Origin of the sequence: Roseomonas sp. BN140053 (genome assembly GCF_047690175.1) — a bacterium.
GTDB lineage: Bacteria > Pseudomonadota > Alphaproteobacteria > Acetobacterales > Acetobacteraceae > Roseomonas.
In genome coordinates this window covers 1-13,035 of the sequence record NZ_JBLLEB010000035.1, presented here as the reverse complement: position 1 = coordinate 13,035, position 13,035 = coordinate 1, and the positions used below count along the sequence as shown (strand labels likewise).

Annotated in this window: 13 protein-coding genes; 5 read left to right on the top strand and 8 right to left on the bottom strand. The window is 69.2% G+C overall.

The window, feature by feature from the left end:
• Positions 1–405: 405 nt before the first annotated feature.
• The 4 genes from ACLIBK_RS21125 (at position 406) to ACLIBK_RS21110 (ending at position 4,539) form a co-directional block, all read left to right on the top strand.
• Entirely contained in the window at positions 406–1,845 is a 1,440-nt protein-coding gene (locus ACLIBK_RS21125) for a hypothetical protein (protein WP_415389287.1), read from the top strand.
• Between the two features lie 473 nt (positions 1,846–2,318).
• Positions 2,319–2,696: a hypothetical protein gene (locus tag ACLIBK_RS21120; protein WP_415389286.1), complete on the top strand. Its 378-nt coding sequence runs from the start codon at positions 2,319–2,321 to the stop codon at positions 2,694–2,696.
• Entirely contained in the window at positions 2,666–3,790 is a 1,125-nt protein-coding gene (locus ACLIBK_RS21115; RefSeq protein ID WP_415389285.1) for a hypothetical protein, read from the top strand. The genes ACLIBK_RS21120 and ACLIBK_RS21115 overlap by 31 nt, the downstream gene beginning before the upstream one ends.
• Positions 3,766–4,539, top strand: coding sequence for a hypothetical protein (locus ACLIBK_RS21110; protein ID WP_415389284.1), 774 nt, complete (start codon positions 3,766–3,768; stop codon positions 4,537–4,539). The genes ACLIBK_RS21115 and ACLIBK_RS21110 overlap by 25 nt, the downstream gene beginning before the upstream one ends.
• Positions 4,540–4,989: 450 nt before the next feature.
• Here the strand turns inward: ACLIBK_RS21110 and ACLIBK_RS21105 are convergent, their stop codons facing one another.
• The 4 genes from ACLIBK_RS21105 to ACLIBK_RS21090 are packed head-to-tail and all read right to left on the bottom strand — an operon-like array spanning position 4,990 to position 6,987.
• The gene (locus tag ACLIBK_RS21105; RefSeq protein WP_415389283.1) at positions 4,990–5,727 is read right to left on the bottom strand and encodes a hypothetical protein; all 738 of its coding nucleotides are present in this window, start codon (positions 5,725–5,727) and stop codon (positions 4,990–4,992) included.
• Positions 5,699–6,184, bottom strand: coding sequence for a DUF488 family protein (locus tag ACLIBK_RS21100; protein WP_415389282.1), 486 nt, complete (start codon positions 6,182–6,184; stop codon positions 5,699–5,701). Before ACLIBK_RS21100 ends, ACLIBK_RS21105 begins: the two co-directional genes overlap by 29 nt.
• A 44-nt stretch (positions 6,185–6,228) precedes the next feature.
• On the bottom strand, positions 6,229–6,690 hold the full coding sequence (locus ACLIBK_RS21095) for a hypothetical protein (RefSeq protein WP_415389281.1): 462 nt from the start codon (positions 6,688–6,690) through the stop codon (positions 6,229–6,231).
• Complete coding sequence (locus tag ACLIBK_RS21090; protein ID WP_415389280.1) at positions 6,691–6,987, bottom strand: hypothetical protein; 297 nt, start codon at positions 6,985–6,987, stop codon at positions 6,691–6,693. It lies immediately after the preceding gene.
• Between the two features lie 417 nt (positions 6,988–7,404).
• Between ACLIBK_RS21090 and ACLIBK_RS21085 the strand changes: the two genes are divergently transcribed.
• Positions 7,405–7,959, top strand: a complete 555-nt coding sequence (locus ACLIBK_RS21085) for a hypothetical protein (RefSeq protein WP_415389279.1) — start codon at positions 7,405–7,407, stop codon at positions 7,957–7,959.
• A gap of 30 nt (positions 7,960–7,989) precedes the next feature.
• On the opposite strand, the gene ACLIBK_RS21080 is transcribed toward ACLIBK_RS21085, so the two are convergent.
• The 4 genes from ACLIBK_RS21080 to ACLIBK_RS21065 form a co-directional block, all read right to left on the bottom strand.
• On the bottom strand, positions 7,990–8,670 hold the full coding sequence (locus tag ACLIBK_RS21080) for a hypothetical protein (RefSeq protein ID WP_415389278.1): 681 nt from the start codon (positions 8,668–8,670) through the stop codon (positions 7,990–7,992).
• Between the two features lie 202 nt (positions 8,671–8,872).
• Positions 8,873–9,697, bottom strand: coding sequence for an HNH endonuclease (locus ACLIBK_RS21075; protein WP_415389277.1), 825 nt, complete (start codon positions 9,695–9,697; stop codon positions 8,873–8,875).
• Between the two features lie 67 nt (positions 9,698–9,764).
• Positions 9,765–12,578 (bottom strand): hypothetical protein, encoded by a 2,814-nt coding sequence (locus ACLIBK_RS21070; protein ID WP_415389276.1) that lies wholly within the window; start codon positions 12,576–12,578, stop codon positions 9,765–9,767.
• Positions 12,575–12,862 carry a hypothetical protein gene (locus ACLIBK_RS21065; RefSeq protein ID WP_415389275.1) on the bottom strand — a complete coding sequence of 96 codons (288 nt, stop codon included), beginning with the start codon at positions 12,860–12,862 and terminating at the stop codon, positions 12,575–12,577. Before ACLIBK_RS21065 ends, ACLIBK_RS21070 begins: the two co-directional genes overlap by 4 nt.
• Positions 12,863–13,035: the final 173 nt, after the last annotated feature.

Below are 13,035 nucleotides of genomic sequence, written 5' to 3'. Positions count from 1 at the left end.
AAGCACTGTAGCGGATCCAGACGCAGCGCCGGGCCTGTCTTGTCCCGCGCAAGAGTGAAGCTGCCCAGCTGGCACAGCCGCGTGCCGAGCCTGGGCTAAGGGTGTCCTGTCCGGCGCGTACCCACCCAAGGCTGTCCCGGGACGAGCGGCGGCCAAGCCGCGCCCATCACCGCCAGCCCATGGCCCCCGGAACCCACCCCGGCCCCCCGGCATGGGCGGCGGCGCGCGTGATTGTCCCTACCGGGTGCCGCGGGAAAATTGCGGCCTTCACCAACTTCGCAGGACAGCACCGTCCCCGCGCGAAGGGGACGCTCCCGAGTTCAATCCTCCCACGCTCCATGCAGAGCAAATAGAAGGAACAGACAAGGAACATTATCTTAGACCATCATTCCTGGATGCCCTGCCATGGCGCGCACCATCGTCAGCTCAAATACCGCGGGGGTTACTCAGGGCCTCGCCACGTTGGCCGACGCGCTGTTCCCCAACCCTGAGAAGGAAGCGGCTGCCCTTGCCAATGCGAGCACCGCTCGGCTCAATCGAGCCCGCACGGCTGATGTGGAGCTAGGGACTACCGGGCGAACTCAAATGTCCCAGGCGCTCAGGCAGAACGGCTCCATCGCTGACATTCTGGCCGGTGCGGCACTGGCCGGCGCGCCGTCTCTTGCTGCCTCGCCCGAAGCCATCCGGGCCAGCGTTGCCAACCGGCCCGGCGCCACGCCGGCCGAGATCGACAACGCCATGCTGGGCGCCGGCCAGGGCTACGGTCAGACGCAGGGCGGGTTCCGGCTGGATCAGGACAACACCATCCGCCGGGCAAACATCGCCGCCGGGCCGGGCTACGCCGCGGTGGGCGAGAGCCGGCGCTACCACGACGCCTCGCTCGGCCAGGCCGACCAGCATTTCCGGGCGACGCTGGGCGAGAACCAGCGCCAGTGGAACGGCTCCCTTGTAGAGACCCTGGGCGGCACGGACGGTAGCACGCCCGTCTACACGGACCGCGGCAGCGTTGTGCCCGGCCAGACGCGCGTGGTCCCGTCGCAGGACCAGGTACGCGCCGGTGCGCTCGCCCCGCTTCTGGCGCCGAACGCGCCGGCTATGACGCCTAATCAAGAAGCGATCCTCGCGCCGGCCGCTCACACCGCCGGCAGCCAGCCGGTGAACATCGTTCGTGGCGGGCAGCTCGCCACAGCGCCGCGTCGGGAAGTGGGCTTGGGCGACATCCTGGCCCCGACCGATCCAACCGATATTCCCGTGGTTGCAGCCGCGGCAGGGCAGGCGCCCAACCCCGCGGTCACAGCGGCGCTGGACGATGCTGCCCGGCGAGCGGCGGCATTCCGCCGCACCGCGAACCCACCGCAGGCGCTCGATGTTTCCCCGGCCGAAGCCAAGCTTATCCGGGACAGCGTTCAGTCGCGCATCCTGGCGCGGCTCAACGAGGGCACGCTTTTCTACGACGAAGCCGGCCGGATCGCGCCGGATTTGCTGGATCAACTCGTGTCGAAAGCCACGGTCCGGTATCAGCAGACGCGCAACGCCGCGCAGGCTGTGGACGAGATCGTGGAAGGCGAGCTGGGGGGCAACGAGCCCAACATCACAGGACGCTGGAACCCAGTCGTGGGGAACGTTTACACCGGCTCTGGTCCAGCATCGTCCACCCCTCGCCCGCCGTCCGGCGGCGCACCCGCGCCCGTCCCGGCTCCCGCCGCCCGGCCGCAGGCTGCCGCCGCGGCTCCCGGCGCGCCGCCCGCGGCGGCCTTCGCCGGGCTGGGCGAGGGTGTCCCGCGGCAGTTCGCCAACGGCCAGGTCTGGACGATCCAGGCCGGCCAGCCGGTGCGCGTGCGTTGAGCGGCGCGCTACCGCCGGCCGATCCCTGGGCCGTGGTTGCCGAGGGCGACGCTATCGCCCCGAGCACTCCCCCGGCTGTCCCGGCCCCCGCAGCGCCGCCGGCGGCAGCGCCCGCCGGCGATGACGCGTCAGCCGGGTGTGCCGTGGTGACAAAGCCGGAACTCTCAGAATGCCTCTCATTTCCGGTACAGGATCGGCCTTAACGCCGCGACCCTGGTCGTAGTGTGCAAGGTGCTCACCGTGCAGCACTCGTGGTGCGAACGAGCGGATGCTGCCGGCTGGGGCGGACACCATCATCGAGCGGTGGCTGGTGAACGATCCCCTGGATCTGGGCAGCACGTACCTGTGGCGCACGGCGCGCAAGATCGCCTACACCGAACGCTTCGGCGCGCAGCGAGAAGCTGGAAGGGTGGCTCCGCGTGGCCGGCGACCCGAACGACGCCGGGCGTGCTGCACCGGAGGATATCCCCGTCATGCGCGGCTTCGTGGAGACGACCACGGGCCGCGGCACGGTGTCTTTCCCGCAGAAGGTGCAGGACATTCTGGGGGCGGTGCATGTCGCGGGAACGCTGACGCTGCTCCCGCGCGCCATGTGGTCCAGCTTGGCCGAGCCGATCACGCTCTACTCGCGCACAGGGGACATGGGCGTGAACTTCCGCGCCTCCGGCAACCTGTTCCGCGAGATCGTGGGCGGCGCGGACGTGCAGCAGCGGGCCGAGCTTGCCCGCGCGCTCGGCGTCGTCACGTCGTCGTTCTACGATACCTCATCTCCAACCGGCTCTCGGGCAACTACGGGGACAGCCCGCGCGCCGACGTGCTCATGTCCAACTTCTTCCGGCGCACGGGCCTGACGCAGCTGACCAATGCCCAGCGCCGCGTTGCCGTGCAGGCGGGCGCGGAATACTTCCGCTCGCTGTCCCGCGGCGTCGAGCCGGGACAGGGCACGGAAACCTCGCAGCGAATCGCGCGCGCCGAGCTGCGGGAGCTGGGCATCCCCGACGCCGAGGTCCAGGACTTCGCGCGGTGGATGCTCCAGGCAGAAGCACTGCCCGATGTCGGGGATCTCCAGCAGGGGCAGGGGAAGCTGTTCGGCGTCGCCATCGCGCGCTTCGTGGATCAGGTGATCCAGAACCCGCAGAAGGTGGATCGGCCCGAGCTGGCGTCCCATCCGCTCGGCCGGCTGATGTTCGGCCTGACTGCATTCAAATATGCGTTCTGGCGCAACGTCGTGACGCGCATGGTCAACGCCACGGCGCGCGACGCCGACGTGCGGAAGCAGGCGGGTGAGGACAACCTGCGCGCCTGGGGAAAGTCCGCGGGCGGGTACGCGGGACAGGCCGCGGTGTTTGCGGGGACGATGTTCCTGGGACAGCTGCTCGTGACCGTGGCGCGCGAAGCAATCTTCAACGGCGAGAAGTGGGATGAGCGGGACAAGGCCGGGGAGCTGGAAGGCTGGCTCATGTCCCAGGCGTGGGGACGCATGGGCGTGACCGGGCCTTTCGAGCCGCTGGTGCGTGTGGTCCAGGGCCTTCGCTACGAGCGGGACCTGTCCTCGCTGCTGGCCGGTGCCCAGGCATCCTACTTCCTTGACGCCGCCGGCGCGATGCTGGGCGCCGCGGTGGGCCGGAACAGCGCCAACACCAACACGGCCGAGCGGAACGCGGTCCAGGGTGCCTGGCGGGCCTTCGGGGTGCCCGCGGCTGCGCTGGCGCTGACGGCTCTGCCCGGCGGCCCCCTTACAGGCGCGCTGGCCGGCGCGACGATGCAGTACGCCACGTCGCCGCAGATGGCCGGGGACGTGGCAACGGCCCTGATAGGAGGGAAGGGGGAGCCAAGCGGCGACAGGGTTTTAGTGGGACAAGACCTAAACTACAGCGCCATGTACTTGTTTGGTGTCGCCGTTCCTGTTAGGTCTGACTCATGGCCGGCGCCCTTACCGCCCTGATGCGACTCCATGAACAGCTCCGAGCCGAGCTGTCCGAGCGGCTGGCTGAGATCGATGGTCGCGAAGCGGAACTCCGACGCCAGCTGGCCGAATGTGCGGCGGCTCGCCAAGTAGCCGAACGCGAGTTGGCGGCGCTCAAGGAAGCTGAGGACATTTACCAGCGGGCTTTCGTCCCCGAACAACAGAAGTCGGACCTGGAACTGGAGCTTGAGGCACTAATCGGTGTGCCCATCCATTTGCCGGGATCTCAGCCTTCTGCGCCTCCGCCTCCGCCTCCGCCTCCGCCTCCGCTTCCGCCTTCCGCGCCCGTGGACCTGCCTGCCTCAACCAAGCCAGCCAGAGCGAGAATTGGTCCTCAGAGGTTCTGGATGTTCCAGGCCCTGGCACTCTCCGGTGGAATGAGCCTAGCCGAACTAGTTGTGGCCACTCGCTACAGTAAGAGAACAATCCGGAAGCAGATGCTCGCGGATGTCAAAATCGGCATGGTCAGCGGCACGATTGACCACTTCGTGTTAACCGCTGCGGGACTGGATCTGCTTGGCAGGTTCAAGGCTTACAAGCAGATGGTTGGCGAGGCTCTCCCCTCCCGTGCCAGCGATTCCGAGGACAGCAACCCGGAAGATCGCGACGCCAGGGACAACATCCCAGAGGACGATGGTAATCCGGAGGATGACGGAATCCCGGAGGATGCCGCGACCGAAGGGGATGGAAACACACAGGAGAGGGAGGAAGGGGCGGTTGACCAATAACGCCGGTCTGCGCCGCATCTACCGCGGCCGAGGTAGTTAGCTGGATCGGGAACCGTAGCTCGTAACTACGGACCCGATCCAGCCGAACCAGTCACGAACCAAGCTTTCGGCCTAGCTCCGCAACGGGGTGCCCTGACAGGCCCAACGAGAGTCGCACGTTCGATTCCGCGGTTCAAGGCCGGAAGCTCCTACTTACCACATAGGAGAACCGCGCCATGTCGCGTCGCTCTTACCCCGGCAGCTACCACAAAGCCTGCCATGTTCTCTGGGCGGTCAAGGTCATGGGTTGGACTCAGACCCAGGCCGCTATCACGGTCGGCCTGAATGGCGGGACGGTGTGCCACATCGTCCACGGGCGCCGTTTCGCTGACGCCTTTCCGGTACCCATCCCGGGCTACTGACGCCAGCGATGCCGGGTGCTGCTCTCGTGGCACCCGGTACCTGCTGGTATCACAGCCCGAGTTGGAACTGTCCTGGAGCGGGATCACGCACCCGCAGTACGCCCAGCAGGAGCCATTGCCGAGGGCGAGACTTCACGGTGCCCATTGCAAGCAGGATGCGCGACCCCGGCCTAGGCTGGGTATAGGTGCTCTCTAGGTGCCGGATGATGTCCGGGTCGGTCATGGACCGCCGCAGGTTGAAGAACGCTGCGGTGGTTTCCCAATCGCCGCACTGCGGCGTGTGCTTCTCTCCATCGTGGTCCGTGAAGGCGATAGCGACGGAGTAGGGACAGGGCTCAATCTCGGCCACGGTGCGGTCAAACATGCCGTGCTGCCGTGCCGCGGCCTGGTACCGCGCGCGTTCCTCAGCTAAGAAGCTGGGCGTCTTGGGCTTTGCGCGGAGGCGCAGATCACGCGGCTCGATCAGCGCTAGGCTCTCCCGGCGCTCCGCTGCATCTCGGGTGGACGCCCGCAGCAACGGGGACAGCACCCGCCAGCGATCCGCCTCCGGGTGCCTGCGAACTGTCTTGAGAGTGTTTTCCTCGACGCGCCGGCTCTCGATCCGGTTGTCTCCGACCGGACGGCGCCACGAGTACCGGACCCACTGCCAGCGTGCGAACTGCTGGGCGCTGGCCAACTGCCGAAAGCGGACTGGGAAGATCCTGCGCCACTCGCCCGACCCGGTAACGCCGGCGCAGCAGACCGTCTCCCCGTAGGTCTTACTCGGCCGTGGGACGGCCTTCACCAAAACCAGTAGTTCTTCCTGCGAGCCCATCAACGTAGATGTGGTGAACGCCAAGGCCAGTCGTCTCCGCAATGGCGGCCGCGACGATGGACCGGTGGCACCCGGTCGGTTCGGCCTCGTAGCAGAGTAGGCAGGCCGCTTCCGCCTGGGCTAGTCCCGTGGCCTGAGACAGAGCTTGCTGGGCAGCGTCGGTCGCGAGATGGGCGCGGTAGATGCGCCGGAAGGCAGCCATCTTGCCGGCGCGAGCTGCCTCACGGCCAGGCTTCGGGTCCCCGAGGTCGCGAAGGTGCATGTAGCGGATGCCGGCGTCGGCGAGTGCTAGGCCGAGAGCCGTCTTGGAGAAACCCTTCCGGCGGGACACGGCAACGGCCCTCACGTCCACCACCAGGGACACGCCGGCTGCCTCCAGTGCGGTCAGGAAGCCGGCAATGGCAGCTCCCTCATACCCGATGGTGTGCAAGCGTCCGTTCACGCTCCGGCTGGTGCCGTGCTTCGCGGATGCGGTCAACCTGCCAGGTCGTCCACCAACTCCGGGCCGCGCAGCGGGACAGCTACCCGCCGACCTGTCCCAGCGTGACGCAGTTCGCCTAGGGGCACCGAGCACCAGCGCAAATCGTGGACGGTGAAGAAGCACGTCCAGGCAGTGTCGTCCCGGTGGGCTGTGGGCGGCCGGTGCGCTGGGTCGCCCGCGTATCGGCCGCGCCGATCCGCCATGGTCCAGCCGGTGTAGGTGCCGGCGAGCACGCCTCCAGCGAGTTTCGCCGCATCAACGTCTTTGTACCCGTCAGTTTGGGACACATAGATCAGTGCTCGGATGCCCGGCGGGACACGCTCGCTGTCCGCGAACATCTCCAGCTTGCCGGTCCCAAATGCAAGCGTGCCGCCGGCCTGGATCACGGGCAGGGCCGAGTGGATGTGGATGCAGGGGACAGGTGCCAGCAGGGCAACGCGCTTGGGTAGCGGCACCTAGTCGGCATCCCAGGAGCGGGTGGCCGCTGTCAGGGCGCGTGCTGACGCGGCGCTGTCCAGGGCGTGTTCCTCGCGCCGGATCGCCCCTTGCTCGTGCCAGAGCCAGCCCGCCAGGGCCAACACGGACAGCCCGCCCACCAGCAGCAGAAAGCCGTGGATGGTTTCCCGCACGTCGAACTCTGCCGCGAACGCGCTCACTAGGACCGCCGTGCCGAGCGCGAGCAGGACAGCGCCCGCGATGTGCTTCCGGCCGCGCAGCTGGCGTTCTCGGTCCCGCAAGGCGTCGGGGTTCATCTCGGATTCCCGCTTGTTCTGGCCGCAGCATGACCGGGAATACGGCCCCCATCCACCACTCACCCCATGAATGGCGCAGCCCGCCCACCTAAATGAGAAAGAACCGAAACGGACCTTTCTGGAGGCGTGCCGCTGATGTTGGGACACCCTGAAGCCCTTGTGCCAGGATTCCACTCACCCGAGCACCGGGCGGCGGTGATGGCGGCTGGTATCCCGAGCCGGTTCGGCGGCCCATTGGCCCGGCGCTGCTGCGCCAATCGGCGCGACGGGACGCCCTGCCGCGGCTGGGCCTTGTCGGGCGAGACGCGGTGCCGGCTCCATCTGGGCCGGGCTGTCCCGCCGCGCTCGGGTGCGCGGCTCGCCGCCGGGCGGCAGCGCGGGGCCTGGGACCGCAATCCCTGAGCACATGGCGCCACTTTGGCGCTGCCCGAGAACCAGGACGCGGCGCTGTGGCTGGCGCTGTCCCGGGCCGGCCACCGTCCCGAATGGCTTCCACCCGCAGTCCTGGACCATCTACGCTGGCGCTGGCGGCGGGCCTGGCTGGACGGGCGGGACAAGCCCGCGTTGTGGCAGACGACGGAGCGGGGTTTACCGGCGCGCCTCGCCGCAGCGGGGCCGCCACCTGACGGCTGGGCGCCGCACCAGGACAGCGCGCACCCGACGCGCGCGCCGTACCGTGCCCGGGAGCCGGGGCCGTGGTCGAAGCGCCGCCGGCTGGGACAGGCCGGGGGAGGGCAGGCTGCGCCCGCTCGGGCGGCTGTCCCGCCCGACCTGGAGCCGCTGTCCCCGGCCGACCACGCCCGCGCGGTGCGCGCCTGTGCTGAGCACGGGCCGGCGCAGCGGGACCTATTGCGGCTGGTGGTGAGCGAGGATGCCCGGCTGCGGCTCATGCTGGCCCTGGACCGGCTAAACGCCGGCGAGCTGGACCACTGGCAGTGGATGGACGCGGTAGCGGCGCTACGGGGCCGGTAGCTGGGATGAAACGGCTGGGTACCTGAATGCTTAGGAGTACGTGTGCGGCGACGGCTTACTGCTGACCAGCCGAACTGTGCGGCTTGCGCACTCGATCATGTCGGGCAGCAGCTTAGGCAGTGGAGCCCACGGTATGCCCGCACCAGAAGCGTGCGCCGAAAGGTGTTCGCCAGCGCTCTGATAGTACTCGATGAACGTCACTGCGCTTTCGCCAACGAGGAACACGGAGAAGCGCCTCTCACTCAGATCCTGGAAACTTCCAGCTCGGAACTCGGCATGCCACTTCCCATTCACCGGGATGATCTCGTCTTTGGGCCAGTACGTCCTGCCACTGCTCTTTGGCGTCGAGCCGAACATCCAAAGGCGATAGCCAGCGGGTAGGGACTTACATTCACCGTGTGCCTGGAAGGGTGGCCGGACCGCGATCCCTTCCTGCGGGTAGTCGATGGTGATCTTGCAGTCAGCGGCCTTCGGGAGCTTGCGCGACGAGCCTCGGGCGCTGCTCAGCAAGTAACTCCCTACCAGGGCAAACCCGGCGCCGAGTGCGCCGAGAGCGTACCGCCAGAAAGGGTCCGAGACTACGAGGTCGTACTTTGCCGACCCACCGGCGGCCGCGAGAAGAACGCAGAGAACACCACCAATAAACAGGAGGAAGCCCGAGCTCTCAGCAGATGTTAGGCGCTCGATGATCTTGGCTAGGGCGTCCGGCATGCCGCCGATTCTCCAGGGCTAAAGTAGGCACCAACCTTCCATGGCTTCCCTAGTCCCACTAGGCGTCTAGTGAGGCAGCCATCCGCTCTGGCGCGGTCGATGCCACCCGGGACAGCGCGGCGTCGAACTCAGGTCAGTCGATCCAGACGCGCGGCGCGGCGGCCTGGTGCGACTAGGACACTGTGCTGCACGGCAGAGCCGGTCAGCGTGACGTTGGCCCGTAATGCCTGTCCCGGTGGCAGTTGGCGCAGAGTGCGATCACGTTGTCCGGGGTGTCCGGCCCACCCTCGGCCAGCGGTATCTTGTGATGGACTTCCAGGTATGGCGTGCCGTCACTGACGCGGGTGAACGGGGCTGGCTGCTGGCAGCCCTGGCACGTGCCGTCAGCACGCATGAGGGCGTCGGCCACGACATGCGGATTGCGCTCATAGACTGTGACTGTCCGCTCTACCCGCTTTGAAGGACCGCGCTTGTTCGCCAGATCAGCAAGTGCTTTGCGCCTCGATTCAGGGTCCTTTAGCGACGCCTTGACATCGGCGTCGAACTCACTCCGCAGCGTCTCCAGCGTCGGCTGGTCTGCATCGAGAGCATGTCGCCGGAACACACGCCGGCCGGCCGCAATCATGCGTGCATACTGGTCCGCTACGACCACCGCCGCCTCTTCCGTTGTTAGTTGGTACACGCGCTCTGAAGCCCTGACGACCACAGCTGAGCCGTCCTTGCGCTTACTGAGTCGGACTTCCTGGTCTGGGAACGCTCGGGACAGCGCAGCCTGTAAGGGCAGGTGGACCTCATTGTAGAGGTGCAGACCGTTCCCGTCCTTGTTGGCATCGAAATAGAAGGAGGTTGAGATCGCGGCGGGAGCCCAAAAATCCACGCTCGGGTACATCCATTCATGGCCAAGGTAGCCGCCGCAGTTTGCCCAATGTCTCCCGTTCCGAGGAAGCTCTAGCTTAGGTTCGTGCTTCCCAGTTCTCGCGTTGGCGGCTGCTACGGTGAGCTGTAGGGCTTCGAAGAAGTCGAGCATCGGATGGCCTCCAGCCAGCGCCACGCGCGGGGGCCGGCGTCCGTTGGACAGGGTGCCAGCGTCCCGATTACGCGGCCAGCCGGTCGGACGCACCAGACGCCACCCGGGACAGAGCCGCGTCGAACTCAGCCGGGCCGATCCAGACGCGCGCTGCCGCGGCCCGGCGCAGCTCCAGCCGCACGCCGCGGTTAGCCAGTTCCCGTTCCAGGTCGCGAGCCTCGCCGCGCAGCATGAAGGAACGCAGCCCGGCCATGTCCAGGCCCGCGGCGCGGATCACGTCGGGCAGGCGGACTTGCCTGTCCCGGACAGGGAGGCGCGCCGGGGCCGGGGGGCTCGCGGTGGGAGGTTCCTCCCCGGCCGTGGCCATGGCCAGGGCAGGTACGGCAGCAGGCGCAGGAGGCGCGGGCAACGCCAGCAGGCGCGGCGGGGCCGGGAGCGCCAGCAGCGGGTCAGGGAGCAACGCAGCCGGGGTCGGGCCACTGGCCGGCGTGACAGCCCGGGCGGGCCGGCGCTGGCGGCGCGCGCAGACCAAGGAAGCGGGTGCCTGTGCTGCCGGCGCGAAGAGGTCCAGAGGGCCGATCTGGGCTTCCACCGCGGCGCGCGGGTCCGGGTGCCAAGCGGCGACGTGGACCGTATCGCGCTGGCGGCTGCCAGCGGCGCGGTAGGTGAAGGCGGCCCAGCGGAGGGCCGCGGACGGGCCGGGGTTACTGCCTTCGGTGGCCGCGGGGTGGGCGCGCGCGACTTCCGGGTTTTCCTCTATAGACATCTTTATAGAGGTTTTCCCGGAACTCGTGCGCTTAGTCCCGGGAGCGCCATCCCCCGACAGGACAGGCGGGCAACCCGGTCTCTCCGACAGCCCGGCGCCCAGCCGGCCGGCGGCCGTCTTGTCCCGCCGGAACCAATCCCGGCACGCCTCGCCCTTATCGGCGGCGCCCGGGAAGAACCCGGCCTTTTCCAGCACGGCGCCCCGCCCGCGCCACCCGGCGGGGACAACGCCGGCCTCCAGCAGCGCCGTCGCCGGGTCCAGCCCGCCCCACCGCTCCCACGCCTCGCGCAGCGGGATCGCTTCGGCCACCGCCACGTCATCCAGGGGCGTGCTCGTCGTCAACCAGACCTCCACGGGATTGTTCGCCGTCCGGCGCACGCCGCGCACCCGGCCCACCGCCTGCACCAGCTCGGCCTCGCATGTCGCCCAGCGCACGGCCTCAGCGTCCGGGTCGGGGTGACGGTGGGCGACGGCGCCGCGGAACGTCCCGTCCGCCATCCGGCGAGCGCCGGCGACCTTCGGGAAGAACACGCCTGACGGGAGCCGCTGGACCTCCCGGCCGAAGATGACCTCGGCCCGGTCCTCTACGTCCGCCACGCCCGGCATCGGTCGGGACACGATCAGCGCGCCGGCCGCGCCCCGGAACGCGTCCTGTCCCCGGAGCGCGTTGAAATGCAGCGTGCCCACGTTGGCCGGCAGCTTCCCGCGCAACGCGTCCTCCAGGGCCTTCGGCAGCACCGCCAGCACGTCCGGGCCGCCCGCGGCGCCCTGGCCTCGGAACACCCGACCCATGCGCTCCAGCACGCGCAGAACGCGCGCCGTGTTGTTGCGCGCAGCGCGCTGCCCGTCCTGGCTTCGGTTCCGGGCTTCCAGCAGGGAGCCGTAGCCCACCTGGCGGTCCTCTACCTGGACCACCCGCATGTGCGGTGCCGGCGCCGCCGGGGTAGGCGCCACCACCAAATCCGGCAGCCAGCAGCGCACGATGTCCGGTTGCATCGTGGCGTCGGCGTGGACGATGCCCAGCGGCGCGGCCAGCCAGTGCTGGTGAATGTCCTCCCGCCACCGAAGGAAAAGCGCCGGCTGTCCCTGGCGCGTCCCGGCGCGCAGCGCCGCCGGCCCGATCCGCCCGGCCAGGATGTCCCCGGCAATGTCCAGCAGCCGCGCCACGGCCAGGACACGCCGGTTCGTGTCCGCCAGCGGCGCGAGGGTCTGGGACAGCGCCGCGTCGTCCTGCGGCTGGAGCAGCCGCCCGACCGTGCCCGCCACGTCCTGCTTGCACCGCCAGACGTATTCGCGGGCCGTGCTGCACTCGCCGGGGGAGCGTAGCCCGGCGGCTTGCAGCGCAGCCTTCGACAAGCCGTCCCCCGGTGTGGATGCACCCACTGCCTTTGCCAGAGCGCCCAGGGCAGCCTGGACGTGCCCCGCGGCCCAGCCGGCAGGTTCGCTGCCACGCGCGGGCACGCCAGCCCACAGCGCCGGCTCCAGGTCCGCCAGCGACACCGCTACGGGTTCCGGGCCGAACCCGCCCAGCAGCGCCGGCCAGAACGCTTCGTCCAGTACCACCAGGTCGAAGGGGGGCAGCTCGCGCACGACGCCCGCCGCGTCCGTCTCGCGCCGGCGTAGCGCCTTGGGCGCGGCCCGGGACAGGTTGGCCGTGGCGAGCACCACGACGCGCGCCGCGCGGGCCGCTGTCCCCTGCGCGCGGTAGCCGCACGCCGCTGTCCCCGCCGGGTTGTCCGGGTGGAACGGGCACATGCCCACGCGCGGCCCGCCGCAGAGGGTGGACAGCTCGCCACCGACACGTTGCACGGCGCGCGCCTCGGCCGGGCGGCGGCACATGCGCTCGCCTGGCACGTTCGGGTCCGGCTGGTCCTGTCCCGGCCAGGTCGCGACGGTAGCAGCCGAACCCAGCTCGGCCGCGAGCCGGGCCTGCGCCTCGGCCGCGAGCCGATGATCCGGCACGACAAAGGCCACGCGCGCGGCGGGATCGCGGGCCAGCACGTCCCGGATGCGCTCGGCCAGCGCGCGGGTCTTGCCGATGCCCACCGGAGCACGGATGCCCACCTGCGGCCCGCCGGCCAGATCCTCCAGGGGTAGCGCATCGGTGCCGCTCACGGCCGGGCACCCCGCGCTGCCACAGGGCGGCGTGCCGCCAAGCGGTCCCCTGCACCAGCGAAGAAGCCGGCCAGCGCGTCCGACACGGCCGTCTCAACGTCCCCGATGCTGGCGGCAACGGGCGCGGCATCAACGGGAACGTCCACCACCCGGCCCAGCCAATCGTCGGGCGTGTTGTCCTGGCTCGCTACCGCCATCGCCGCGGCGCGTTCGGCGTAGCCGGCTGACAGTGCCACCATGCGCGCCCGGATCGCGTCGGCGTCCCGGTCCACGGGCGCGAACATCCCAGCGTGCTCCAGCACGTCCGCCAACCCCGGGCCGTCCGGGGACAGCGCCAGGCCAGAACACCCTAGAGGCTGTTGTGGACTGAGGGGAGGTCCAGATTTGCGGGATGACCCGCAAGGCTTATCCGTCCGACGTATCCGATGAGGAATGGGGTCTGGTCGCACCCTACCTC

Bases quoted from the DNA above. Each gene is read 5' to 3' on its own strand.
- ACLIBK_RS21125 (WP_415389287.1), top strand. From the start codon at position 406: ATGGCGCGCACCATCGTCAGCTCAAATACCGCGGGGGTTACTCAGGGC.
- ACLIBK_RS21120 (WP_415389286.1), top strand. From the start codon at position 2,319: ATGCGCGGCTTCGTGGAGACGACCACGGGCCGCGGCACGGTGTCTTTC.
- ACLIBK_RS21115 (WP_415389285.1), top strand. From the start codon at position 2,666: ATGTCCAACTTCTTCCGGCGCACGGGCCTGACGCAGCTGACCAATGCC.
- ACLIBK_RS21110 (WP_415389284.1), top strand. From the start codon at position 3,766: ATGGCCGGCGCCCTTACCGCCCTGATGCGACTCCATGAACAGCTCCGA.
- ACLIBK_RS21090 (WP_415389280.1), bottom strand. From the start codon at position 6,987: ATGAACCCCGACGCCTTGCGGGACCGAGAACGCCAGCTGCGCGGCCGG.
- ACLIBK_RS21080 (WP_415389278.1), bottom strand. From the start codon at position 8,670: ATGCCGGACGCCCTAGCCAAGATCATCGAGCGCCTAACATCTGCTGAG.
- ACLIBK_RS21075 (WP_415389277.1), bottom strand. From the start codon at position 9,697: ATGCTCGACTTCTTCGAAGCCCTACAGCTCACCGTAGCAGCCGCCAAC.
- ACLIBK_RS21065 (WP_415389275.1), bottom strand. From the start codon at position 12,862: ATGTTCGCGCCCGTGGACCGGGACGCCGACGCGATCCGGGCGCGCATG.